At 39.8% G+C, this 26,448-nt stretch carries 23 protein-coding genes and 1 CRISPR repeat array; of the genes, 10 read left to right on the plus strand and 13 right to left on the minus strand.

The genetic code is table 11. From position 1 onward, the window contains the following. The first annotated feature begins 2 nt into the window (after positions 1 to 2). The 5 genes from R3E32_08745 (at position 3) to R3E32_08765 (ending at position 4,808) form a co-directional block, all read left to right on the plus strand. Complete coding sequence (locus R3E32_08745; protein MEZ4884797.1) at positions 3 to 677, plus strand: hypothetical protein; 675 nt, start codon at positions 3 to 5, stop codon at positions 675 to 677. A gap of 14 nt (positions 678 to 691) precedes the next feature. Next, positions 692 to 1,633, plus strand: coding sequence for a C45 family peptidase (locus tag R3E32_08750; protein MEZ4884798.1), 942 nt, complete (start codon positions 692 to 694; stop codon positions 1,631 to 1,633). A gap of 50 nt (positions 1,634 to 1,683) precedes the next feature. Then, positions 1,684 to 3,270 carry an NAD(P)/FAD-dependent oxidoreductase gene (locus R3E32_08755; GenBank protein ID MEZ4884799.1) on the plus strand — a complete coding sequence of 529 codons (1,587 nt, stop codon included), beginning with the start codon at positions 1,684 to 1,686 and terminating at the stop codon, positions 3,268 to 3,270. Between the two features lie 31 nt (positions 3,271 to 3,301). Continuing rightward, entirely contained in the window at positions 3,302 to 4,006 is a 705-nt protein-coding gene (locus R3E32_08760; GenBank protein MEZ4884800.1) for an SDR family oxidoreductase, read from the plus strand. Positions 4,007 to 4,148: 142 nt separating this feature from the next. Beyond that, complete coding sequence (locus R3E32_08765) at positions 4,149 to 4,808, plus strand: carotenoid biosynthesis protein (protein ID MEZ4884801.1); 660 nt, start codon at positions 4,149 to 4,151, stop codon at positions 4,806 to 4,808. Positions 4,809 to 4,913: 105 nt separating this feature from the next. Here R3E32_08765 and R3E32_08770 read toward each other — a convergent pair whose 3' ends face one another. The 8 genes from R3E32_08770 to R3E32_08805 form a co-directional block, all read right to left on the minus strand. Continuing rightward, on the minus strand, positions 4,914 to 6,125 hold the full coding sequence (locus R3E32_08770) for an ATP-grasp domain-containing protein (GenBank protein MEZ4884802.1): 1,212 nt from the start codon (positions 6,123 to 6,125) through the stop codon (positions 4,914 to 4,916). 6 nt (positions 6,126 to 6,131) lie between these two features. Beyond that, on the minus strand, positions 6,132 to 6,785 hold the full coding sequence (locus R3E32_08775) for a Maf family protein (GenBank protein ID MEZ4884803.1): 654 nt from the start codon (positions 6,783 to 6,785) through the stop codon (positions 6,132 to 6,134). Between the two features lie 243 nt (positions 6,786 to 7,028). Further along, a CRISPR array of direct repeats spans positions 7,029 to 9,923; the repeat unit is 37 nt; unit sequence GTCGCAATCCTAATTACACTGGAAATGGGGTTATTAC. Positions 9,924 to 10,230: 307 nt separating this feature from the next. Further along, entirely contained in the window at positions 10,231 to 11,301 is a 1,071-nt protein-coding gene (locus tag R3E32_08780; protein MEZ4884804.1) for a potassium channel protein, read from the minus strand. A gap of 506 nt (positions 11,302 to 11,807) precedes the next feature. Beyond that, entirely contained in the window at positions 11,808 to 13,817 is a 2,010-nt protein-coding gene (locus R3E32_08785) for an oligopeptide transporter, OPT family (GenBank protein ID MEZ4884805.1), read from the minus strand. 103 nt (positions 13,818 to 13,920) lie between these two features. Then, positions 13,921 to 14,919 (minus strand): HupE/UreJ family protein, encoded by a 999-nt coding sequence (locus tag R3E32_08790; GenBank protein MEZ4884806.1) that lies wholly within the window; start codon positions 14,917 to 14,919, stop codon positions 13,921 to 13,923. Continuing rightward, positions 14,916 to 15,755 (minus strand): peptidylprolyl isomerase, encoded by an 840-nt coding sequence (locus R3E32_08795; GenBank protein MEZ4884807.1) that lies wholly within the window; start codon positions 15,753 to 15,755, stop codon positions 14,916 to 14,918. The genes R3E32_08790 and R3E32_08795 overlap by 4 nt, the downstream gene beginning before the upstream one ends. Before the next feature lie 34 nt (positions 15,756 to 15,789). After that, entirely contained in the window at positions 15,790 to 16,425 is a 636-nt protein-coding gene (locus R3E32_08800) for a CAP domain-containing protein (GenBank protein MEZ4884808.1), read from the minus strand. Positions 16,426 to 16,447: 22 nt separating this feature from the next. Beyond that, positions 16,448 to 17,704 carry a glycosyltransferase family 39 protein gene (locus tag R3E32_08805; GenBank protein ID MEZ4884809.1) on the minus strand — a complete coding sequence of 419 codons (1,257 nt, stop codon included), beginning with the start codon at positions 17,702 to 17,704 and terminating at the stop codon, positions 16,448 to 16,450. 98 nt (positions 17,705 to 17,802) lie between these two features. Here R3E32_08805 and lpxD point away from each other — a divergent pair, with 98 nt between their 5' ends. The 3 genes from lpxD to lpxA are packed head-to-tail and all read left to right on the plus strand — an operon-like array spanning position 17,803 to position 21,155. Further along, positions 17,803 to 18,858 (plus strand): UDP-3-O-(3-hydroxymyristoyl)glucosamine N-acyltransferase, encoded by a 1,056-nt coding sequence (gene lpxD / locus R3E32_08810; GenBank protein MEZ4884810.1) that lies wholly within the window; start codon positions 17,803 to 17,805, stop codon positions 18,856 to 18,858. After that, positions 18,859 to 20,256, plus strand: a complete 1,398-nt coding sequence (locus R3E32_08815) for a bifunctional UDP-3-O-[3-hydroxymyristoyl] N-acetylglucosamine deacetylase/3-hydroxyacyl-ACP dehydratase (GenBank protein ID MEZ4884811.1) — start codon at positions 18,859 to 18,861, stop codon at positions 20,254 to 20,256. It abuts the gene before it with no gap. Between the two features lie 44 nt (positions 20,257 to 20,300). Further along, positions 20,301 to 21,155 (plus strand): acyl-ACP--UDP-N-acetylglucosamine O-acyltransferase, encoded by an 855-nt coding sequence (gene lpxA, locus R3E32_08820; GenBank protein ID MEZ4884812.1) that lies wholly within the window; start codon positions 20,301 to 20,303, stop codon positions 21,153 to 21,155. Here lpxA and R3E32_08825 read toward each other — a convergent pair. After that, positions 21,152 to 21,955, minus strand: a complete 804-nt coding sequence (locus R3E32_08825) for an amidohydrolase family protein (GenBank protein MEZ4884813.1) — start codon at positions 21,953 to 21,955, stop codon at positions 21,152 to 21,154. The genes lpxA and R3E32_08825 overlap by 4 nt on opposite strands. 311 nt (positions 21,956 to 22,266) lie before the next feature. On the opposite strand from R3E32_08825, the gene R3E32_08830 reads away from it, so the two are divergent. Together R3E32_08830 and R3E32_08835 are read left to right on the plus strand one after the other, a co-directional pair. Next, positions 22,267 to 23,223, plus strand: coding sequence for a YpdA family putative bacillithiol disulfide reductase (locus tag R3E32_08830; GenBank protein ID MEZ4884814.1), 957 nt, complete (start codon positions 22,267 to 22,269; stop codon positions 23,221 to 23,223). A gap of 224 nt (positions 23,224 to 23,447) precedes the next feature. Further along, positions 23,448 to 24,083: a hypothetical protein gene (locus R3E32_08835; protein MEZ4884815.1), complete on the plus strand. Its 636-nt coding sequence runs from the start codon at positions 23,448 to 23,450 to the stop codon at positions 24,081 to 24,083. Here the strand turns inward: R3E32_08835 and R3E32_08840 are convergent. From R3E32_08840 to cmr6, 4 genes are read right to left on the minus strand one after another with little or no spacing between them, the layout of a single operon-like run. Then, on the minus strand, positions 24,074 to 24,598 hold the full coding sequence (locus tag R3E32_08840) for a hypothetical protein (GenBank protein ID MEZ4884816.1): 525 nt from the start codon (positions 24,596 to 24,598) through the stop codon (positions 24,074 to 24,076). The genes R3E32_08835 and R3E32_08840 overlap by 10 nt on opposite strands. A 51-nt stretch (positions 24,599 to 24,649) precedes the next feature. After that, complete coding sequence (locus R3E32_08845) at positions 24,650 to 25,021, minus strand: hypothetical protein (GenBank protein MEZ4884817.1); 372 nt, start codon at positions 25,019 to 25,021, stop codon at positions 24,650 to 24,652. A 21-nt stretch (positions 25,022 to 25,042) separates the two neighbouring features. Beyond that, positions 25,043 to 25,315 carry a calcium-binding protein gene (locus tag R3E32_08850; GenBank protein MEZ4884818.1) on the minus strand — a complete coding sequence of 91 codons (273 nt, stop codon included), beginning with the start codon at positions 25,313 to 25,315 and terminating at the stop codon, positions 25,043 to 25,045. A 10-nt stretch (positions 25,316 to 25,325) separates the two neighbouring features. Continuing rightward, positions 25,326 to 26,444: a type III-B CRISPR module RAMP protein Cmr6 gene (cmr6, locus tag R3E32_08855; protein ID MEZ4884819.1), complete on the minus strand. Its 1,119-nt coding sequence runs from the start codon at positions 26,442 to 26,444 to the stop codon at positions 25,326 to 25,328. Between the last annotated feature and the right edge of the window lie 4 nt (positions 26,445 to 26,448).

The following is a 26,448-nucleotide window of genomic DNA, read 5'->3' on the forward strand; positions in this document are numbered from 1 at the left end:
CTATGAACTACCAAATCATCACCAACCCCAAAAAACTCCACGAATTTATCGAATGGCTGCCCGAATTGGAAGCAAACGAAAAATATTACTGCTGTCTGTTTGCTCGAAAAAAGTATTGTGAAGGGCAAATGAAATCGAGCGACAAGACTCAGCTCAAACGTTTTGTGTCGGATAAGTCAAGACTATTTGAGAAAATCAAACAATTGGAGGTCGAAATCGGAGCCTACAAATTGAAGAACATAGATGCGCCGCAAGAATCTTTGGCACTGTATATCAATCCAAATCCAAGAGATTTGACAAAAGCAACTTACGATGGAATCATTCAGCTTACCCAACTGTTGAAAAACAACCGTAGAAATTTTAATCCTCATGCCGAACTCCTGAATTGTATTCAGCGCAGTTTGGGACGACAAATTTTCTTGGATTTTGATGTGGACACCAAAGATTTTGACTTTGAGAAATTGAAGGAGGTGGTGAATGTTTCTTGTTTGAAGATATTGGAAACGAGAGGAGGATATCACCTATTGGTTCGACTTTCTGAAGTAGAACCTGCCCACAAAAAATCATTCTACAACAAGATTGTAGCCTTGGGCGTAGATCAAACAGGTGATCAATTATTGCCTGTTGCAGGTTGTGTTCAAGGAGGATTTACACCGAGGTTTCTAGAGATGTTTTGAAAATAACAGCAGAAATGAAAGAGGAAATAACAATCAATTTAGACCTGCCACCTGAAAAAAGATGGTTGTTTTTGGAGAAATACAAAGTCGAAATTGATGAAATGATAGGTTATTATTTGGACGACTTGAGTGACATTAGTTTTTTTGAAGATTTAATTGAAGAATACAAACAAGGTTTTGTACCCATTTCTTACCAAAAAGAGATAAGAAGCATTGCTCAGTTTTCGCAATATTCTGAAAATCAAATCTTACTGACGAACTTATACTATGATGCCTTAAAGTTTGTCTTTGGCTGTACATCTTTTGCAGTGCAAAATGACGACAGAATGATTCACGCTAGGAATTTGGATTGGTGGACTAAGAATGATGTCCTAAACAAACACACGAAGGTATTTCACTTCAGCAAAAACGGGAAAACTGTGTTTACATCCATTAGTTGGTGCGGCTTCATTGGGGTATTATCGGGTATGCGGCATGATGGCTATTCTGTTACGTTGAATGCTGTTTTGAGTGAAGAAAGTCCAAATTTTGCACAACCTGTTACTTTTTTATTGAGGGATGTATTGGAGAATGAACCTAATTACCAACGTGCTGTTCAGCAACTATGTACAACTCCCATTGCGTCAGACTGTTTGTTGATGATTGTGGGCAAAAATAAAGGAGAAATGAATGTTATAGAAAGAACTCCTACGCAATTTGAAATTAGACAAGCGAAAGATAATTATCTGATTGTGACCAATGATTACAAACAAATGAAAGGTGAAAAGCAAACAGGTGATATATTGCAGACATCTTCTTGTGGAAGGTACAATCAAGCGGAAGCCTTACTGCAAAAATCACTTCCCCAAAATGAAATTGAAGCCTTCAAAGTATTGAACGATAAAAAGGTAAAAATGAACATCACTGTTCAACAGATGGTTTTTGACTTGACAGATAATAAAATAATTCTACTGTAAATGTGCCTATATTTGCGTTTTCATTCTTCTTTTAATTTTCATTCATCTCCATGCTTCAATCCTACAAACAAAAATACCAAATCAGTGATTCCTTTGATGTTATCTGCATCGGTTCGGGCTTAGGAAGTCTGTCAGCTGCTGCATTATTGGCGAAAGAGGGGCAAAAAGTGTTGGTTTTAGAGCGACACTATACGGCGGGCGGTTTTACGCATATCTTCAAGCGCAGAGGCTACGAATGGGATGTTGGGATTCACTACATCGGTGAAATGCAGCGACAAAACAGCATCCTCAGACAGCTATTCGATTATGTCAGTGATGGCAAATTGGAGTGGGCAGATATGGGCGAAGTCTATGATCGAATCGTGATTGGTGACAAGATTTACGACTATGTGAAAGGTACGAACAACTTCAAGCAGAAGATGTTGGACTATTTTCCTGATGAGGCTGAAGCTATTAGCAAATATGTGGACTTAGTGTTTGAAGCCACCAAAGCGAGCCGCAATTTCTACTTGGAGAAAGCCATGCCGCCTTTGGTGAGCAAGGTTTCGGGAGGGTTGTTGCGATCGGCGTACATGAAATTTGCAGGGAAAACCACGCTTGAAGTGATGGAAAGCATTACTAACAATCAAGAACTCATTAAGGTTTTGACGGGGCAATATGGTGATTATGGATTGCCGCCCAGCCAAAGTAGTTTTGCGATGCACGCTACGGTGGTGCGTCATTATTTTGCAGGGGGCAACTTCCCGATTGGCGGCTCTGCACGGATTTTTGAAACGATTTTACCTGTGATTACCCAAGCAGGCGGAGCAGTATTGGTCAGTGCAGAAGTAGATGAAATCCTTATCGAAAACAACAAGGCTGTTGGTGTACGGATGAAGGATGGCAAGGAGTTTTTGGCTAAAAATATTGTGAGTGGGGCAGGAATTATGACCACCTACAAAAAACTGTTACCCAATGATGTAGTACAAAAACATGCCCTCCAAAAACAGTTGAAGAAGGTCAATAATTCGGTAGCTCATGCGTGTTTGTATATTGGTTTTGAGGCTTCTCCCGAAGAACTGCAATTGCCGAAAGCCAACTACTGGGTTTATCCCGTCGAAGGTACACACGACGAATGTGTGGAGCGATACACCAAAGACATCAACGCCGAATTTCCAGTAGTATATGTGTCGTTTCCTGCCGCAAAAGACCCTGATTGGAGCAACCGTTATCCCAACAAAAGTACGGTGGACATCATCACTTTGATGCCCTACGAAATATTTGAACAATGGGAAGGTACACGATGGAAAAAACGAGGGGCAGATTATGAGGCATTGAAGGAAAAAATCTCCCAGCGACTCTTGGAAACGCTCTACCGATTGGAGCCTCAATTGAAGGGAAAAGTTGCTTATTACGAACTTTCTACGCCGATTACCACACAGCATTTTATCAACTACGAAAAAGGGGAAATCTATGGCTTGGACCACAGCCCCGACCGCTTCAAAAACAAATTTTTGCGCCCACATACGCCCATCAAAAACTTGTACCTTACGGGGCAAGATGTGGTGTCGGCAGGGGTTGGTGCAGCTTTGTTTTCGGGATTGATTACGGCTTCTGCCATGACGAAGAAGAATTTTTTGAAGAAGGTAATGCAGTAATCGCTATTTTTGCAGCAAACAATATAGAAAAATGAAAAACATCCTCGTTACAGGTGCAAGCAAAGGAATTGGTTTTGAAATCGTAAAATTATTCTTACAAAAAACGGACTGCAATGTAATTGCTATTTCGAGAAACATTGAAAGTCTTTCCAATTTACCGACTACTAAGGATGAAAGCGCGAGATTGTTGCCAATCGCTTTTGACCTCACTTCCGAAAACTACAAGGAACTGACCATTCATTTAGACAAATATGGACACATAGACATCCTCATCAACAATGCGGGCTTGCTTATCAGCAAACCTTTTGCAGAATTGAGTACAGAAGATTGGCGCACTTTATTTGAAGTAAATGTATTGGGTCCTGTTAAATTGATCAAACACCTTCTACCCTACCTTCAAAAGGCACAATCACCTCACATTGTGAATATTGGCAGCATGGGTGGATTTCAGGGAAGTAGTAAATTTGGAGGTTTGTCGGCCTATAGTGCGAGCAAAGCAGCTTTGGCGAATTTGTCGGAATGTTTGGCAGGAGAATTAAGTGGCTACCGCATTGCCTGCAATTGTTTGTGCTTGGGGGCAGTCAATACCGAAATGTTGCAACAAGCATTTCCAACCTACAAAGCTCCTCTGAATAGCCCTGAAATGGCACAGTTTATTGTGGATTTCAGCACAACAGGACATCGGTTTTTCAATGGACAGGTGATTCCTGTGGCATTGAACAATCCAGATGTGTAAGTACAGCGATTGGTCTGAAAAACAATAATTTATCAAAAGGCAATTTCAAAAATCTTGATTCAAATATGGAGGCAGAAAAAAAGCTTGAACCATAGTCTGAGAAAGGTGTTAGTCAATGGAATAAGTAACCCAATATGAATAAATGAAATCCACTGCTTTCCCTATCCCCCCCATTGAAGTCTCAAAGAGAAACATTGCTATTTTCACCATCATTTTGTTTCATGCGGCGGGATTACCTTTCATTGCTTGCGAAACAACCCGTTCACTCTTCCTGCTCGTTACCCCCTTCAACCTAGTACTCTCCACGGTTTTGCTGTTGTGGAACCATGACGATTGGTCGCCATCTTTTGTTCTTTTTTGTGTTACTACCTTTTGTGTAGGCTTCGGAGCAGAAGTTATTGGCGTTCAGACAGGATACCTATTTGGAGAATACGCTTATGGAACAGTTTTGGGCTGGAAACTTGGGGGCGTGCCTTTGGTGATTGGCTCAAATTGGTTGATGTGCATTTATTGTTGTGGAGTGATTGCCAACCGTTTTCCCTTCAATGGGTGGGTGAAAGCAGGAATAGGTGCAGTATTAATGTTGTTATTAGATACTGTCATTGAGCCTGTTGCGATGAAAATGGGATTTTGGCAATGGGAAAATAACCTGATCCCACTTTGGAACTACGGCACTTGGTTTATTGCTTCTTTTATGCTCCTTTGTTTGTACTACCGACTGCCTTTCCAAAAAGACAATCCCGTAGCGACTTCGCTTTACTTTACCTTATGGCTATTTTTTGGCTTTTTGAATTTTGTGTGATTTTCACCTGTTAAAATCACTATGCAATGGTGAAAAAATAACTTCACCAATTTTCTTTGATAAAAAACTGATATTGAGGTGTTTTTTTTCATTTTCATTTTACTCCTATTCCACCATGACCTTCACCAAATCATTGATAGTATCCATCATCTGGTGCATTTCACGCTCGCTGTCAAATCGAAAAATCAAATTGCCAATTGCAGCACCTGCTTGGTGAAAAGCACTAATTTTATCTGTCTTACCAATATAAGGATGATGGGCATGAATCTTGTCTTTCAAGCTGTTGTCTAACTGTATTCCCTTCAAATCTCCTGACTGCAAACTGTGAATCATATAAGAAGCATAATGATATTTCGGAGAAAAAAATTTAGGAATTGATAATTTGTAATTCGCAGTCAAACAACCTTCAACTGCTGCTGCCACCAAATCTACACCATACCTCAGTTGAATCAAAATAGGGATATAATTGCCTCCACAACGAGGCCCAATTTCATTGACAAATATTTCACCCGCTTTTGTAATCAATACATCCAAATTAAAAGGGCCTTGGTCGTAACCTACCCTTTGAAGAATTTGCTCCAATTTTTGCGCTGTCATTTTCAGCAATGAAGGCGAATGCTCACTCGGAAATGTTTCGGCATAAGGAGCCATAAAGCGTTCATCCGTGTAGAAATGTCCATCACCAAAAGCAACAAAAGCCAGTTTACCGTCCTCCATGTATCCATCCCCACAGATCTGTCTTCCCTGCTTTTCGATGTACTGCTCTACAATGATTTCCTTTTTGATAGACACTTCAAAAGCTTCTTCTACCCGTTTTTCGGCTTCCTCCAATATTTGAACTATCCCCACTCCTCGACTGCCCGACCGATCCACAGGTTTGATAATTATAGGCAACTTTGCCAAGCGTATGTAAGCAAGTGCCACCTGTTTTTCGTAGGCTTCAAAATTTTGAAAAAACTGGGTTTGCAGCCCTTCGTTTTGCAGAAATTGACGAAAAAGTGCTTTGTTGGTAAGCACCAAAGTAGTTTCGTAATTGGGTGCGGGGAGATTCAATTTTTCTGCAACATAGGCTACCGTAGGCATAGACACATCTGAGGCAAAGGTCATGATGCCATCTATTTCTTCCTTTTGAGCGATTTGTAAAATGCTTTCTCGATCGGTTGTGCTGACAGAGTAGGCAGTTTCTGCAAATTGATGACAGGGATTGTCAGGATTGTTGTCGGCAGTAATGACCCTATATCCTTGATTCAGTGCGTATTGAATGGGAGGAAGCTGAAATGCGGCTGCACCTAAAAACAGGATTTTTTTCTTTTTCATGGCTTCTCAAAATTTCTTCAATTCTTTGAAAAGCCGACAAACAGGCAAACCCACCACATTGAAGTAATCCCCTTCAATTTTTTCGATACCCACCATTCCAATCCATTCTTGAATGGCATAGGCACCTGCTTTGTCAAAGGGTTGGTAGTGTTGGATGTAGTAGTGAATTTGATCATCGGTCAGTTCTCCAAAATACACTTTGGTGCTTTCCACAAAACAGTGTTCTTTTTCCTTCGATAACAAACAAATTCCAGTCATCACCTCATGCACCCTCCCACTCAATGCCCGAATGATGCGAAAAGCATCTGCTTCATCCTTGGGTTTCCCAAAAATGGTGGAGCCCAGACAAACAATGGTGTCTGCACTGATAATGGTTTCGTGGTCTTCGATTTGTGAGAAAACAGCCTTGGCTTTTTGGGCTGCAATGTACGACACAATCTCACGGGTACTAAGCGTTGGGTCATAACTTTCATCGGTGGATTGGGTGATGATGCGAAAGGGCAAACCCGCTTCTTGAAGCAGTTGCTGACGACGTGGAGATTTGGAGGCAAGGACGTACATTGTTGGATATTGGATATTGGTGATTGGATAACTTGCCCCGAAACTTTGGGGTTGGTGATTGGCAGTGACAAAAATAGGGAAAATTTTTGCGGCTTTCATCTTTGGGGGGATAACTATTTTGAACACAGAGGCACTGAGACGCAGAGGCTTTTTTGAAACTTCTACCAAAATGGCACAAGATTTTGGACTGGTTTCAGAATAGCCTATTTTTTTGACCTTTGCAAGGGCATGGCCTTGACCCTATTTGTAGAAAAATATCTTGTAGAATCAATTGGAGGGGCGTAGCTTCGGTACAAAAAATAGTTGATTGTGTGCGGTGTCTTCTACTCTTTTGTAAGGTTTGTCGCAATCCTAATTACACTGGATATGGGGTTGTTACAAGATTTTCAAACATTAGCTTGGATGGAACATAGAGTCGCAATCCTAATTACACTGGATATGGGGTTGTTACTTTAAACTCCTCAAGGAACAACTCAAACCTAAAACATGTCGCAATCCTAATTACACTGGAAATGGGGTTATTACACCAATAGTGCCCATGAGATCGGGCAAAGCATTCGGTCGCAATCCTAATTACACTGGAAATGGGGTTATTACTGGAATATTATCATAAGTAATTTCAGAGTTCGATTCTGTCGCAATCCTAATTACACTGGAAATGGGGTTATTACTAAAAATAACAGTTGCAGCCACAGAAAACCTGCTGTCGCAATCCTAATTACACTGGAAATGGGGTTATTACACGCCCAATTCAAAATAAAAACAAACCGCCATGATTTGTCGCAATCCTAATTACACTGGAAATGGGGTTATTACAGTAGATGCTGCCGTTGAATTTCTATACAACCGACAGTCGCAATCCTAATTACACTGGAAATGGGGTTATTACGTCAAAACAAAACTAACCAAAAATCTCCCTAAAAAGTCGCAATCCTAATTACACTGGAAATGGGGTTATTACAGAAAGCAAGTTGCGTGCTGAAAATGCACACAAGTAAGTCGCAATCCTAATTACACTGGAAATGGGGTTATTACGATGCAATGCTCCTCGGCATACCGAACAACGAAAAAGTCGCAATCCTAATTACACTGGAAATGGGGTTATTACTCGAACCCCAATCCCACACTCGGAAACCCCACACCATGTCGCAATCCTAATTACACTGGAAATGGGGTTATTACAAGCTAGGTTTTCTTCAATGAAGAGGTTTCGGTTGAGTCGCAATCCTAATTACACTGGAAATGGGGTTACTACTTTAATGATGGTAAAAACGAATGGAGTTGTTATTTATGTCGCAATCCTAATTACACTGGAAATGGGGTTACTACCATTTTTGCGAAAATGAAAGGCTTTGTAATCTTTTGTCGCAATCCTAATTACACTGGAAATGGGGTTACTACTGCACAGATGGGAGGTGCAAACAAAGGCTGGCAGATGTCGCAATCCTAATTACACTGGAAATGGGGTTACTACTGCACAGATGGGAGGTGCAAACAAAGGCTGGCAGATGTCGCAATCCTAATTACACTGGAAATGGGGTTACTACGAAATAAGCAAGATAGAGTTTGTTCAAGTAATGAAGTCGCAATCCTAATTACACTGGAAATGGGGTTATTACTTAGTAAAAACGGATGGTTAGGGTAAAAACGAAAGCGTCGCAATCCTAATTACACTGGAAATGGGGTTATTACTCAATGACAACCTTTCCGAATCCGTCAAAGAATAGGTCGCAATCCTAATTACACTGGAAATGGGGTTATTACCTACATACGTATTTTGGTAGACATTAGCGTAATTTCGTCGCAATCCTAATTACACTGGAAATGGGGTTATTACGTAGAGATAACATCAACACAAAGGTACGTTAAGCCTGTCGCAATCCTAATTACACTGGAAATGGGGTTATTACAATAAACTATGGCTCTGGTTCATAGTGCCAATATTTCAGTCGCAATCCTAATTACACTGGAAATGGGGTTATTACTTCGTGAAAGAAACATCTGGCGGTTCTTTCGTTTCACAAGTCGCAATCCTAATTACACTGGAAATGGGGTTATTACTGAAATACTTAATCTTTTTTATCTTATTAGTATCATTGTCGCAATCCTAATTACACTGGAAATGGGGTTATTACTTGATAAATGCTGTCGTGGTTTAGAAAGCACTTATGTCGCAATCCTAATTACACTGGAAATGGGGTTATTACTATTTCGTCACTTGCACAAGGGACGAATTCACAATACGTCGCAATCCTAATTACACTGGAAATGGGGTTATTACGATTATGGTGGAGTTGATGAAATTAAAAACAAAATAAGTCGCAATCCTAATTACACTGGAAATGGGGTTATTACTCATTGTTTTGCCTTGTCTTTTGATATTCCACAATTAGTCGCAATCCTAATTACACTGGAAATGGGGTTATTACCAAGTAAGATCAAACGGTAACAAAATACAAATTTTCGTCGCAATCCTAATTACACTGGAAATGGGGTTATTACTGGAATGTTTTCATTTTGAAGACTGTTTTAAGTGATAAAGTCGCAATCCTAATTACACTGGAAATGGGGTTATTACACGAAGTAGTGGAGGAAGAGGATTTGCCCTTCTAAAAAAGTCGCAATCCTAATTACACTGGAAATGGGGTCATTACAAATATTATTATTATTATGATATTACTTCCAATTGTCGCAATCCTAATTACACTGGAAATGGGGTTATTACCAAAAAAAGTAACAGGTATGAACAACGAAATTAGAGTCGCAATCCTAATTACACTGGAAATGGGGTTATTACCCGATTTCTGTAAGTGCATCATGCAACGCTGTAAAGTCGCAATCCTAATTACACTGGAAATGGGGTTATTACATATAATATCAAGACCCTACATGAGGCACATGATACTGTCGCAATCCTAATTACACTGGAAATGGGGTTATTACTATAAGAAATGAAAAAAAACAAACAAAAAGGAGGTCATGTCGCAATCCTAATTACACTGGAAATGGGGTTATTACATTTAATTCTGTTTTTGTTTTTAGTCTTGAGTTTTGTCGCAATCCTAATTACACTGGAAATGGGGTTATTACTACAAAATGTTTAATTTTTAATATGTTAGTCATTTTAGTCGCAATCCTAATTACACTGGAAATGGGGTTATTACGAATTTGTGACCGCTTATGATGAAGTCAGCATGGAGGTCGCAATCCTAATTACACTGGAAATGGGGTTATTACCCTGTTGCGATATAATATTTAAAACATTAACCCTTAGCGACTTATGAGAAGTATGCAATAAATCATAATATAATGACATTAACTACATATTTCTATTTTTTCACCGATGTCAAAGAGCTATGCAAGCTTTGCAGCTTACAAAGGCGAAAATAAATATAAAAAACAACAATGCCAAATTTATTTCCCATATTTTTTTTTTTCAAACCACTTCAAAAATACCCCCACAAAAACAATCTCCTAAACAACTGATTTTGAAGCGCATTATCTCCGAGCAAGCTATTTTTTCATTTCCATTTTCATTTCCAACTTATCTCTCCAGATTTCTATCATCTGCCGTAAAATCACTCCAATAATCCTTAAAATTGTCCATCTGCTCTTTACTTCCCAACACAATCAGGTGCATACCAGGCAACAACACCGTATCAGGCGAAGGATTGATAAGGTATTCCCCATCCTTTTTTTTCACCCCCACAATGCTCGCCCCCGTTTTTTGCCGAATCATCAGTTCCCGAATCGTCTTCATCGGTCGCCCCGTATCCATGTCCGAAATGTCAATCTCCTCAAAACTAATCTGACTCGACTGTTCATTCGACACCATCTGAAAAAACTCCACCAAATCAGGTTTCCCCACCAGCGTAGCCATGTAGAAACCTCCAATTTTCTCGGGGGTAATCGCCCGATCTGCCCCCGCCTTCAGCAGTTTTCGCTCCGCCTTAGGACTATTCGCTCGGCTAATGATCTTCAAGCCAGGATTCAACTGACGCGCCGACAAAACCACATACACATTTTCGGCATCATCAGGCAAAGTAGTAATCAAAGCACTCGCCCTTCGAATCCCCACCTCTTCCATGATATCATCGTTTGTTGCATCACCTTCCACAAACAAAAAATCCTTGAGCAGTCGCATGTCTTTCGTAACCGACTCCTCCAATTCTACGACCACAAAAGGCATTTTTTGGTGAATAAAGTGAGCCGCCACCTCTGCCCCATACTTGCCGTAGCCACATATAATAATGTGGTTATTAAGTGCATTTATCTTTTGTTCGATATTGTAATCTTGCCACATTTCCTGAAAATTTCCTTCAATAACATAAGCCGTAAGCACCGAAAGCACATACGCAAACACGCCAATATTAACCAAAATCAACATAGACGCAAACACCCTTCCTATATCCGATAGCGGTCTAACTTCGGTATAACCGACTGTTGAAAACGTAATTATCGACATATAAAATGCTTCAATAAAGGTATATCCTTCTATCAGCATAAAACCAACCGTCCCCAGCACCAATACCGACACCAGCAGGACGACAGCAATGAAGCCTTCCCGAATATAATCTGCAAATTTTTTCTTACGTATAAGACTAAAAAAACTCAAAGCGATATAGGGTTTACTTTTTTTTGCACCAAACTTCAACTCTCGTCAAATAAAAGTAGATAAGGACCGCCAATAGAATAGCTTCCCAATTTAGACTTTTGTAGTTTCATTTAAAAATCTATCAGAAGGAAGAAAATCAACATTCTATCAACAGAAAACTACAAAAGTCTTGATGCTATTGAGGAACTTATATTATTGGAGTTGCTAACTTCGGTTTACTTTTTACAATGATACGATTTTTGAATGTAATAACCACATTCTTCCCAATTGGTTTTCGGATAAGCCTTTAAATTGTCATCAGTGAAAACTCAAATTCAAAGCACAAAACTTGTCCCATATTCTAATCGAGTAACTATTTAATAATCAAACCTCTGCGCATCTCTGTTTCTGCGTTTAATAAAAACTACCCGAACTATTGTTAGAGGTAGGAGGTGAAAATTTAACCGCCATCCTCCCTGCCTTCAAAATCTTCCGTCCTATTCCCCTGTTTGCCGTCCCACATCTCATCACTCCCTCGAAGAAACCTGAAACACCATCGTTGTCACCACATACAAAATCGCCGAAACACCTAAGACCAGCCCAAAACCAATCCAATCATTCAAGGGATGTTCCAACAAAGCCATCACCCTCGAATCACCAGACTGTGCCACAGGAATCGCAATCGCAATACCAATCAATGCCTCCCCCGTAATCAAACCCGAAGCAAACAACAAACCCGCCTGATTGCTATTTTGCTCCTTAGTCTCAAACTCCTCATAATCCATTGCAGCCTGACGATTCGCATGATAGCGGCTTACCAACCAAGCAATAATACCACCCAACATGATAGCACTATCCAACTCAAAAGGCAAATACAAACCCACTGCAACTGCCAGTACAGGCAAACGAAAATCCGAACCACGACGTTCTTGAACCACATCCGCCACAATCACCAACACCCCCAACAAAGCCCCCAACGATACAATTACCCACGGCAAATTACCTCCAAAAACACCATCCGCCACACTTTGCATCAAAGTCGCTTGAGGTGCCGCCAAAGCATCGGGTCTAGTTACCGTTTTAGGTCCAAAACCATAGGCCTGATTCAATTGTGACAACACAAAAGGAATCGTCAAAGCCGCCGCCACCACACCAATAAACTGCATAATCTGTTGTTTGAAAGGCGTTGCCCCCAAAAGATAACCCGACTTCAAATCCTGCATATTGTCTCCTGCAATAGCAGCCGCACAACACACCACTGCTCCAATCAATATTGCTGCCGCAGGTCCCTTTGCCGAATCCGTTCCCATCAACAAGAGCAGTAGTAATGAAGAAGTAAAAACAGTTGCAATCGTAACACCCGAGATAGGATTGTTAGAACTACCCACCAAACCAGCCATATACCCCGCCACAGCCGAAAACAAAAAACCTGCAATGACCATCACCACCGACATAAACAAGGTGACAGAAGTTATATTGATTTCTCTTTGGTAAATCAAAAAAATCGGTACAATCATCACCAAAATACCAATCAACACATAATGCATCGGAATATCCCGTTCCGTTCGCAGTACCATTGTGTTGTCCTCCTTTTTGCGAAACGCCTTCATCGCCTCCTTCGCCGCATCTATCAAGGCATGGCGAATACCCACCAAAGCCCACAGACCACCCACCAACATCGCTCCGACCCCCAAGTACCGCAGCTTATAACTCCAAAGTGAGCCACCAACTGCCACCGCCGAAACGCCCTCCGCTGAGGCCAATTTACCTGCTGCAACCAACTCATTCACCGTTCCATCATAACCAAAAATCGCAATATACAAAGGTGCTGCAATCCACCAAGTAATCGCTCCACCCAAAAATACCAAACTCGAAATGCGAATCCCCACAATATATCCAACCGCTACCAAAGCCGGGGAAGTATTCATTCCAAAATAAGCATATCCTTTGTTTCCAAGCACAGTTGCCTTCTCCAAAATACCTTCCCACAACCGAAAACCCTGTTCACACAACTTCAACAATGCTCCCATCAAACCACCCGCCAATAAAAACTTGATGAAATTACCGCCCTCTGTACCCGACTTCAATACCTCCGCCGTAGCAATCCCTTCAGGGAACTTCAATCCCTGCTTCACAATCAGCGCATTTCTCAGAGGAATGGTAAACAAAACCCCCAAAACCCCTCCACAAAGCGCAATCGCAGCCGTTTCGAAATAGTCAAAATCCGCCCAGTAGCCCATCAAAATTAAGGCAGGAAAAGTGAAAATTACCCCCGCAGCCAATGACTCACCTGCCGAAGCAGCCGTTTGTACTGCATTGTTTTCTAAAATATTGGAGTTTCTAAAAATACGCAGAATCGCCATAGACATCACCGCAGCAGGAATAGAAGCCGCTACCGTAAGTCCTGCAAACAAGCCCAAATAAGTATTAGCAGCCGCCAACACTGCCGACAAAATGACTCCCAAAATCACACCTTTAATGGTAATTTCAGGTAGAACCGTTTGGGGTTTGATATAAGGTTTGTGGTTTTCGTTCATCTTATGTTTTTGAAAATGGTAGAAAAGCGGAAACAGCGTAAAAATAGACATTTTAAACAAATCGTTTCTTTTCCATCTCTTTTTTTACAAAGAAGTGATGACTTCAAAAAGCCAAGATTCTTTCTATCAACCAAAAAGCCGCCATAGTTCCAATCCCATAAGGCACAATTTTCCATGCCCACCGAGGAAGTTCTATACCCATTTTCAGCCAGATCCCTAAAATCACTACACAGACTCCAATAAACATTAACTGGCCAATTTCCACCCCGACATTGAAGGTCAACAAGGCCAGAGGAATATTTTGCTGCGGAAAACCGATGGCAGACAATGCCCCTGCAAAACCAAATCCATGCAATAATCCAAATACAAACGCCACCAACCACGGATATTGTGCTGTCAAACTGTTTTTTCCCTCACGAAAATACAAGTATTCCCTCGCCAAAAACACAATACTCAGCGCAATCACCGCCTCAATAGGTGCTTGCGGAACATGCACCCAACCCATTGAAGCCAATGCCAAAGTGATACTGTGAGCAACCGTGAAAGCGGTAATCGTTTTGACCAATGCACCCAAACTTTGCACCAGCAGCAGCAAACACAACACAAAAAGCAGATGGTCAATTCCTAACAAAATATGCTCAATACCCAAACCTGTGTACAGTTGCACTACTTCCCACACATTCGGCTCTATCGGTATGATTTCCTGCGGCTTATCTGGCTGCAAAAGCAACGAATAAGAAGTCTGATTCGCCAAATTGATTTGTACCAACACATCCACTAAGGTCAATTCCAAACCTTCAATAGAAATGTTCTTCCCATTCAAAGAGCGTTCATAATTCCCTATATAGTGTCGAATATAGGCATCAGGCAAAAAGTTGTCAGTCGTTTGAATTAGTTCAAAACCATCGGGAAATAGTGGGGTAATTTTTGGAGTTTTGTCCCCAATCAGAGGAACTTTCCAAGTAATTTGGTAAAGGTCTGTCGAATCAGTATTTTGATTGATTTCGAGGTAAGCAGGGCGAATTTCGTGTGCTATTGAAGGATAAGACAGACACAGTAATAGGAAGACCAATGGGCAATACTGTAAGTACCTCTTTTTCATTTCACCAAATTGTAAGTCACCTGATATTTTTTCCGCAAATTCTGAAACAAGTCCTCTTGATACTTAAACTGTTCCGCCATTTTCCAATCCTCCAAAACCTGCGATTTTACCATTTCAAAAGGCTGCAAATCCGTTGTTTCAATAGCTGCAATATACACCAAGTGAATTCCATACCCCGATTGAATCGGTTCCATCCATCCTACTTCTTTTGCAGTAAACAAAGTTTGGGTAAATTCCTGCCCCAATATCTGACGCACATCGTCCGCATCTTTTGCCGCAAAGTAAGATTGCAGGTGTGATTTATCTCCAATCTGTGCTTTACCTCCCCCTTCAAAAGATTGATTTAGAAGCACTTTCAAGGCATTTTGTGCATTTTCAAGCGGTTTTTCTCTCAAATCGGGATTGAAGTAAAACTGGTGGAAACTGATTTTCTTAGGGCTTTGATAGTTGTTGGGATGCGCCTCGTAAAATTGTAGCAACAAATCATCTGATGCTCTTTGTGGCGTAGTCAAATCCTTCACCAAAAATTCATACTTTTGTTTGAGGCGACGGCGAATGATTTCATCATTGCGGTCTAAATTCATTCGCAAGGCTTCTCGATAAAATATTTCGGCCTTGATTTCTGCTTCAATAAGGCTTTGAAGTGTGACACTGTCAGGCGGATAATTCCAATTTTGTTGATACGATTTCGCCAATCTATCTACATCACTCGCTTCTATTATGATTTGATAATCCCCTGATTGTTCTTCATTTCTATTGAGAAAACCGTATAAAGCAAACAACAATCCGCCTAATAAAAGGAAGTGTAAAAGTGGATCTTTGAGTATTGTGGTCATGGGGCGAAAATAAATAAAAATTGGTGAATCCTCATTACTCAGGTGGCACTGCTCCAAAAACTTGAGTGACATATATTCCTTTCTCTCGACTATCATAGGCTGCAGCCGTTCCTACCCTAAAAAAAGATTCGTGCATCAAATTGTCGTAATGCCCTGGTGAACCTTTCCAATTTTGGGCAATTTCTTTGGCTGCTTCATTGTAGGTAGGGGTTTCTATATCAATTAGTTTCCCATTTTGTTTCACCAAAGTAAAACCCATAAACTGCAGATTTTCACCCACCATTCGATGTGTGCAGTTATTGATTCGGGTACGTTCCATCACACTTTTCATATCTTTGTTTCTTTGTTCATGTGTGAGTTTACCTTGTTTCATCACATATTCATTTTGAAGGATAGCTGCTTTGCGAAGGCAATTGTCTTTTTGTAAATCCACACGTCTTTTTTTGGCCCTCAAATTGTTGATTTCTTCATGCACCAAATCTTCCATCAATGAAATATCAAAATGATTGATATCAATGTTTTCGTTCGCCTTATTTCGGTCAATCGGTCTGCTAGGAGAAGTTTCGTTTTCTTCAATGGAGACGGGGGGAGAAGGCGGATTTTTGTGCGTCAAAAAACAGGCATTCATCGCCACCAAAGCCAAGATGGTTGTAAGCAATTTCACAGTCATAAAAAGTAAGTAAAAATGAGAATTAGAAAAATCGTTTCTTCATGCCCTCCACATCTATCAAAACCAACATCGTCAAAAGTAAAAATGGCAGGGCATTCGTCCTATAACGCACAATTGCGCCCAAATTATCTACAATGAGTCCGACAAATATGTAAAAAGAAACACTAAAAAACAAAGCGAAATAAAAAATTGCCAATTCTCTGCCACTGGGAAACTTATCCCTGAATAAAAGTGCAATTCCTATCAAGAGCAGAAAAGACCAGGTTTCAAGCACTGACACCCCCCGTCGAAACGAGTTAACATCGCCTAAGTGTGGACGACACAAGGTATTGTAAAAGGCCTTCGGCGAATGTTGAAGTAAACTCAATGCAGTAGGTTCTAGGATTGCAATATCTATGTCTGCGTCTCCAATGCTGTCTTCCACAAAATACTGCCTTGTATCTGCAATTTTCGCAAAAATATTGATGGGAGAATAAAAACTAATCAGTTGGGCAATCAACAACATCCCTACATAAACGCCTAAATACTTAGCAAATATGTATTTGGGTCGGCGAAATGTCCAGTAACAAGCAATCATTGCAGGAATCAACAGTCCAATGGCATAAGGGCGCAACATCGCCAAAAAAACCATATTGAAGAACAAAATCAACATTCTTTTGATATTGAAGCCGTTTTGTAATGACCGATGAAAATAATAAGTCATCAACCCCATACAAAAAAAAGTGAGTCCGTCTTTGTGTATTCCTGAAGTCCAAAAAACGATGGAAGGGGTACAAAACAACAATATGGCAATTGGTGAAGCTTTGGTACTGAAATAAGCGGTAAAAGTTCGATAAAAACCAATGATGCCGATAAAGGACAAAAAAGCCCAAAAAACAACATGAACGCTGTAGTAATTTCCTGCAAACAATTGAATGAGTGCATCTATCCTCAAAACACTGTAGTACCGCCAATCTGTCCAACCAACAATCGCATCTATATAACCCGCTAAATAGTTGGGTATTGGACGATTGATTGGGCCAAATACCAATTCGAGAAAATAAAGCGGATTCTCAAATAAGCTCGTATAGATGGTATGGCTATCCTTCAAAAAAGACCAGGTATCACCCCCATTGTAGTAGTAGAGGTGTAAGTACCCATACAGACATCCTGCTGCAATTTTTAGCCAAAAAGCTGATAATAAGAATTTTGCAGGAATTTGACTATTTTTGAAGAAAGAAAACTTGGTGACAACAATACTTAACAAGCCTGTGTAAAAAAGAAAAAGAATTGACTCCAAACGTTAATTTTTGTCAAAGATAGAAATAACCCATCGCATTTATTTTAATTTTGGTTGGGCTTCAATCTTCAATAAAAATTAATTTTTACCTTTGCACCATGCAATTTACAGCACAACAATTGAGCATTTTGCTTAACGGAACAGTGGTTGGCGACCCAAACGTAACAGTTCACGATATAGCCAAAATTGAAGAGGCCAAAAAGGGACAGCTTAGTTTCATAGCTAATCCCAAGTATGCCTCTTACCTTTATACGACTGAGGCTTCAATATTGATTGTGAACAATGATCTCATATTGGAAGCAGAAGTAGAAGCAACTTTAATCAAAGTTCCCAATGCTTACACTGCTTTCACAACTCTCCTCGAAAAATATCAATCGACCATGCAACGCAAAGCAGGGATTGAAGCACCTTCCTATGTAGATGACTCTGCCACAATTGGTGAAAACCCCTACATTGGAGCATTTGCGTATATCGGCAAAAATGTCCAGATTGGCAATAACGTTCAATTGTTTCCAAACACTTATATTGGTGACAATGTGACGATTGATGACAATTCTGTACTCTATGCAGGTGTAAAAGTTTACCAAGATTGCGAAATCGGAAAGAATTGTATCATTCATGCCAATGCAGTGATTGGAGCCGATGGATTTGGATTTGCACCACAAGCAGATGGTAGTTACCGCAAAATCCCACAATTGGGAAAGGTAATCATCAAAGACCATGTGGAAATTGGTGCAAATACGACAATTGACCGAGCGACAATGGGCGCAACACTCATCGAAGAAGGAGCAAAACTGGATAATCTCGTGCAAATTGCCCACAATGTGGTGATTGGAGCGCATACTGCTATTGCCTCACAATCAGGAGTTTCGGGAAGCACTAAGATTGGCAAACACTGTGTATTGGCTGGTCAAGTAGGTGTAGTAGGACATCTCAACATTGCGGATTACACTATCATTGGTGCACAGAGTGGTGTTAGCAATTCTGTTACGGAACCAAATACAACGGTATTGGGTTCACCTATCATGGATCACCGACACGCTAGACGTGTATATGTGGTATATCGAAATTTACCAACTTTAGCAAAAAAGCTCAATGAACTTGAAAAAAAAATCAAAGAATTATCAGCTAATCTGGACAAAAGCCATCAATAAATGACAAGTTTTCAACATACTATCCAAAAAGAAGTAAGCATTAGTGGAGTGGGCTTACACACAGGCGAGCAGGTAGAAATGACATTCAAACCTGCTCCACCCGATTATGGTATTCGATTTCAGCGCATAGACTTGGAAAATCAACCCATTATTAAGGCAGATGCCGACTTTGTGACAGATGTACAAAGAGGCACTACCTTAGAGCGCAATAAGGTAAAGATTAGCACAGTTGAACACGCTTTGGCGGCATTAGTGGGGCTTGAAATTGACAATGTGTTGATTGAACTCAATAGCCAAGAAGTACCTATCATGGACGGCAGTTCACAACCTTTTGTGGCCGCACTCCTGGATGCTATTCCAACAAAACAAGATGCGAAAAAACTGTTTTTCAACATCACCGAAAATATTTATTACAATGATGTAGAAAAAGATGTTGAAATGATGGTATTGCCTGCGGATGATTACCAAGTGACAGTGATGATTGACTTCAATTCACCTGTATTGGGCAAACAACATGCAACTTTACAACAGTTGAAGGACTTTAAAGACGAAATATCATCGGCACGTACTTTCTGTTTTTTACACGAATTGGAGTTGCTCCTAAAAAATAATCTTATCAAAGGAGGTGACTTGAGCAATGCCATTGTGGTAGTAGATAGAGAAGTAGGAGATGAAGAATTGAACCGTTTGGCTACCTTATTCAACAAACCTTCGGTAAGAGTAAGACGGGAAGGGTATTTGAGCAATGTCGAACTACGACACAAAAACGAACCTGCTCGACACAAATTATTGGATGTAGTGGGCGACTTGGCACTCATTGGAACACCTATCAAAGGACGGGTGATTGCCACAAAACCAGGTCATGCAACCAATATTGCATTTGCTCAAAAAATAAAAAAATACATTAAGGAACACAAACATTTAATAGATGCGCCTGTTTATGACCCTAACATACCGCCACTTTACAATATTGAACAAATAAAAGGTTTGTTGCCACACCGCTCTCCTTTTTTGTTGATAGACAAAATTATTGAGCTTACTAAGACAACCGTAATAGGGGTAAAGTGTGTTACATACAATGAACCTTTTTTTAGGGGACACTTCCCTCATCAAGCTGTGATGCCGGGGGTATTAATTTTGGAGGCAATGGCCCAAACGGGTGGTATTTTGGTCTTGAATCAAGTACCTGATCCAGAAAACTATATTACCTATTTTCTAAAAATTGCAGAGGCAAGATTTAGAAATATGGTTGTTCCTGGTGACACTTTGGTCTTTAAAATGGAACTTTTAGCTCCTATTCGAAGGGGATTGTGTGAAATGAAAGCAACGGCCTATGTTGGCAAAAAAATTGCAGCAGAAGCCCTTATGACCGCACAAGTAAGAAAACACGTTCAATAACATCCTATTGACTTAATTATTATTACTATCAATAATTTTCTATAATGGCGAATATTTCGGATAAATCGGAAGTACATCCTGATGCTAAGATTGGTAAAAATGTGACAATTGGTCCTTTCTGTTACATTGATGAGGGAGTTGAAATAGGTGAGGGCACTCGAATTGAACCTCATGTGACCATCTACAAAGGAGCTACTATTGGCAAACACTGTCACATTTTTCCGGGAGCAGTCATCGCAGCTATTCCCCAAGATTTGAAGTATGAAGGCGAAGAAACAACAGCTGAAATTGGGGACTACACCACTATTCGAGAGTATGTCACCATCAATAAAGGCACAGCTTATTCAGGAAAGACTGTCATCGGAAGCCACTGTTTGTTAATGGCTTATGTCCACGTAGCACATGATTGCGTCTTAGGAAATCAAGTGATTTTAGCCAATGATGTGAACCTGGCGGGACATGTAGAAATAGAAGATTGGGCAATTTTGGAAGGCACGGTTGCGGTGCAACAATTTATTCGCATTGGGCGACATAGTTTCATTGCAGGGGGGTCTTTGGTTCGCAAAAATGTGCCTCCTTATGTCAAGGCAGCTCGTGAACCTCTCGCTTATGCTGGAGTCAATTCTGTGGGTTTGATCCGACGTGGATTCAATGAAACAAGCATTAAGAACATTCAGGACATTTACCGAGAAGTTTTTATTCGCCGACAAAACATTGCTACTGCTCTTGAGATAATTGAAAACGATCACCTTGATAGCGAAGAAAAAAAACACATTCTCAGTTTTATCCGCAACTCACCCAAAGGAATCATGAAAAGTTTTAATTCTCTTCTAAACGGTGCCAATACAAATGGCACGCATAGCAATACCAATGGGAAATTAATGGAGAAGCTATCCTAATCAAACACAATTCCCAAAAATTGACTTAAATTCCTCCATGCGATGTTTTCCTGTTTTTGAAGTGGAACACCTGCTGCAAAATGTTCAAAGCGTTGACGGGTATGCTGCAAAGTGTACTCAGGAAAATCGGAACCTATACAAATTCGTTGGTCAAAGTGTTGGAATAGAAACTGCAAATCTACATCTACTGAACTATTCGAGTATTTTTGGAGGGTAAGGGATAGATCCAACAGCAAGTTGCCATTGAAGCGTACTAATTCTGCATACTTCAATATCTGAATATCCCCTCCATGCACCAAAACCACCTTTGTATCAAGACTTTGTTTCAAAATATTCACCAGACCGTAAAATGGATCTTGGCTTGGGTAATTCTTCAAATGCGTGTGCATATAGGTGCACCAAAAGACCACCAAATTTTGTTTTGCCGCTTCTTGCAATGTTTTGACCAAAATAGGTTCATGTCCAACCAAGTTTAGATTTGAAAACCTCGGATGAATTTTGATACCTTTGAATCCCATTGCAGCAATTTCGGCAAGTTCTTTGGCGATAAAGGGTGTTGCAGGCGGCTGAAATCCTGCAATAGGTATCAAATTGGCATATTTGTCGCATTGCTTCAAAAAAGCACCATGTTCATAGCCTTCTATATTCGCCATACCAATGGCACACGCTGCTTTGAAGTTGACATCCGTCATAGATTTTTGCAAGGCTTCAAAACTTGCATCTATTGACTTTTTGTCCAGCCATTTAGCAGTTAAAGTTGGATGTGCTAAAGAATCAAATAATGGAATAGAAGGAGTCATTGGGTTGATTTTATTTTTGACTCATAGATATTTTTAGTGGAGTAGTTAAAGACTTTTGTAGTTTCCTTTTGAGAACATACTGATTTTCAAACATTCCATATCTTTAAGAATAAACTACAAAAGTCTCATTCCACTAAAATCTTCGATGAGCCTTATTTTTTTGTAAATCTACGGCAAAAGTAATTTTAAAACCATTACCTTTTTAATTTTGTAGTTTTAAATATTTTATCATAAGAACGCTTCAAAATTAATTTTATAAAAAGCTGATTTTGAAGTGTAATTTTTATTTTCATTTTAATTTGTTCCACACCATGTTAGATGTATTAATTGTAGGTGCAGGCCCTATTGGCCTGGCTTGTGGCATTGAAGCCCAAAAAGCAGGACTGGAGTATCTGATTGTAGAAAAAGGGGTTTTGGTCAATTCTATTTACAATTATCCCAGTAACATGACCTTTTTTTCGACCTCCGAACGCTTGGAAATTGGTGGCGTTCCGTTCATTTCACACCTACCCAAACCGACCCGACCCGAAGCATTGGAGTATTATAGAAGGGTGGCTATGAGTTGGAAATTGAAGGTAAATTTATATGAAAAGGTAGAAAACATTGTGAAACAATCAGATATTTTTCATATTGAAACTTCAAGAGGTGTCTATACTTCAAAGGCCATAGTTGTGGCAACTGGATTTTATGACATTCCCAACCTAATTGGTGTGAAAGGTGAAGATTTGCCGAAAGTGCGCCATTATTATACAGAGCCTCACCCCTATTTTGGGCAGAAAATTGCAGTGATTGGGGCTGCAAATTCGGCAGTTGATGTGGCTTTGGAAACCTATCGAAAGGGTGCAGATGTGACGATGGTGATATTGGAAGATGGCATTTTGCCTACGGTGAAATATTGGGTGCGTCCCGACATCGAAAACCGCATCAAGGAAGGCACAATTAAGGCTCACTTCAATTCTGAAATAACAGCGATTTATCCCAGACACATTGAAGTAAAAACGCCCGAAGGTACGATTACACTCGAAAATGATTTTGTGTTGGCAATGACTGGCTACAAACCCAATTTTGCTTTTTTAGAAATGTTGGGCGTTGAATTTCAAGAAGATGAGTACAAAACTCCTCATTACAATACCGACACACAAGAATCGAATGTAAAAAACGTTTATTTAGCGGGGGTTGTATGTGGAGGTTACAAAACGAATAAGTGGTTTATCGAAAATTCGCGTATTCATGCTGAGACAATTGTTGCAGATCTAAAGAATAAATAATTCCTTACTAAAACCCCTATTTCAGTTTGTACTTTTATTTTTAGAAAAAAGGGAATTTATGTCGGAAGAAAGGGACTCCTTTCGTCTAATAGATACGAATGAAACTATCAATCCTTTTGGGTACGGTAATTTGGATATACTTGGTGTGTATAAAATGACCAAACCAAAAATTTGAAATTCACAATTGCAACCATATATTATGAATTTATAAATTCTACTCACAAATGACAACGAATCAACTATATTTCAATAAATACGGAGAGATAAATGCCTTGGGGCGAATGCTCTATGCTGAAGCCATTCGCCTCAATAGATTAGACGATTTGCCAACAGATCTCTATGAGCATGTGCTGCAATCGCCATGGGCAAGTGCAGAAATCATTGATTTATACACCTTAATAGAGAATGAAGAATATTCAGAAAGCGAACCTCATCCTTTTTTCGATTTGAGCAATAAAACAATCGGCAACGATATCAATGATATAGACCGTATTTTGGAGCAGTTGAAAACCGAAGCATTGCTCAATCTAACCTACGAAAAGGCGATTGAAGAACAATTTGCTTTTCGCAGTTCGGCAGCAGCGGCTGTGCCATTGAAGGTCAAAACACCGATTGAAGAACAGTTGGTGATGGAAAATTTCATTGATTTTGAGTGGGAAACAAGCAGCAACAACGAATTGATTCTCACTTTAGAAAACCATCAGCGAAGGTTGGTGAAAGAACGATTGCCTGCTGGTACGACCTCTTTCCGAATTGATTTGCTTCCCAAAGACAAGTTTCCTTCTGGTTTGTACTATTGGAAATTGGCTTTGAGAGGCGGAAAACCAATTATCGGAAAAGTGTATATCTATCAAGTTTGAAAAGGCAGTTCCTTCAATATTTTTTGGTAGCGCTGATTTATATACGCCCAATCTTTTTCGCTCATGTTTGTAAATTGTTGCTTGCGAATGCGGTCATATAGGCGGTAATCGTAAATGAGGGTAAAATTTTTGACAAAAGGAAGTTCTTCTATCTTTTTGAACCGTTCATAAGTTTTGTCCCTCAACAACAATTCTATTCGCCTACGCAATAGACTGATTTCTTTTCGGAGGGACTTGATTTCTTCCTTGCGGATGCGTGCGTTTCCGCCTCCTCTTTTGAAGTCTCGCAAGCGGTAATCTTCTATACCCCGATAGTTTTTGATTTGTAAATAAGGCAGTTGCAATAGTTTTTCCAACTCCTTCAATTCTTTTTCCGTAGCAGCTTCTGGCTCTTTGTAGTCGGGGTCGGCATATTGTTCGGGAATCGCTCCTCGGTATTTCCAAGTGCGGATGGTGCTGCCTGCAAGGTTGTATTTGCGCTGGAGATGGTCTGCAAGTTCTTCGGTATATTTCATTTTTTGGTGGCTTTTTTATCCCTTCAAATGACTAACAATATAGCATTTTTTTTAGTAATGGGCGTATTTTCTGAAGCGCACAAATTCAAAACGTATGTTTTTGGTGCCGTCTTCGTTGGTGGTCGTCAGTCGCTCGCTGGTGCTGGCTACTACTTCAATGCCTTGCTTTTGAAGTAGTAGGACAAGTGTGAAGGTGAAGGTGAGTTCGCCCATGAGGTGTACGGTCAGTTGTGGATGGTCGAGTTGTAGTTTTTGGATTTTCTGCAAATAAACATCTGCTAATTCTGCTACTTGTTGGGGGGCAAATTCAGGCGGTATGTTGGGAAAGGGGATATCTTGTATTTCGCCGTATTGCTGGACGGCGGTTTGGTGTTGGTGCTTGTTCCAATTGGGGTAGGGGTGATTGGAGAGGTTTAGGAGCATTGCTAAATGAATTTTGAATAATCAAAAGGGTAGTGTTATTACTGATATGTTTTTTAATTTGAATACAAGGTTCGATAAATTATTTGCACGTTTATTAACGACATCTACCAATCTCACTTCGACATCTTCTTTTGAACCTGCTCGTTTCTTCAAACGGGCAACAGCAGATATGGGAAAGTCTAAGTTTTCGGCAAAGTAATAATACCATGCTACATAGACTTCTTCCATATCCATACAGCCTGCCATAAGCTCGTCTATTCGGTCTTCTCGTTCTGTGTCTTTTGTATAGGACATTTTATTGTTTTTAAGAGTTGATCATGTAGCCGTAGCCGACTGCGGTTTTTGCGCCGATGCCTTTTTCCTTTAAAGCGTTTTCAAGCCAAGTTTTAGCTTTTTCTAAAATTGGAAGATGCTCATCCGACTTAACACCTATTACAAACTGAAACTTTGTATCTTTTCCAATAGTCAAAAAAGGAATAGGAACAGGACTTTGCCAGTCGGCAGGAGGTGTCTTTCCATCTTTATACCATTCGGGATAGTGTGGGTTCATAATATCTGCTTCCAATTTGATTGTAGATTGAGGAAAGGCATCAAAAAATAAAACCTTACCTTGTCGAGTACCTAAATCGTTTTCTTTTTCCAAGCGTTCTGCTTCTTTCTTATAAAAAGACTTAAAAGGTTTCTTGTCTTCTCCAATCTTACCTTCTCCATTGCAACCAAACACATCACAAAAATCTTGTTTACTCAATGCTTCTACCTCATTTTTGTAAACTTCCGTAGTAACATAACTTCTCACAATTCCTTTAATGGCACTTGCAGGAATAAACGGAATACCATAAACATGATGTAAGGTCAAACCTGTTTCATAGACAGAAGTGCCGCCAAGACCTAAAGACAATCGCCATTCAGGAGATAAAACCAACTCTGAAAATACTTTATCTTCACCAAGCAACGATTTGATTTGCTCAATATGATTATTATTAATCTGCTCAACTAAGTTTGTATCAAATTTAGATTTTTGAAAATTAGTATTGTATTGATAATCTTTATCATCAAACTCATAATTATCGTTAAATAATCTTTTTTGCTTGAACATTTTTAGATAAAGATTTTCATTACTTTGAGCAGGTTTAGGGAATGTAAAATCACTTTTTTTATTTTGATGATGATTTCTTTTTTTTGTTCCTTGATTAGCATTTCCTTTTAATGGAAATATTCTACCAATTCTCAATTGTTTTTTACCATACTTTTCGACCTCTTTTAATTCAACCAGCATTTCGCTTCCTATTGAAACTTGACCACGCATAGGAGAACGCTCAACTTTATCTTTATAAAGCCAAGGCGGTCTATCTATTCCCTCGATTTCTAAAATCCACTTCTCACCACCATCCCGAACTACTTTCGCTTTCTTTTTTTTATTCATAATC

This window comes from Chitinophagales bacterium, from assembly GCA_041392475.1.
Classification (GTDB): domain Bacteria; phylum Bacteroidota; class Bacteroidia; order Chitinophagales; family UBA2359; genus JAUHXA01.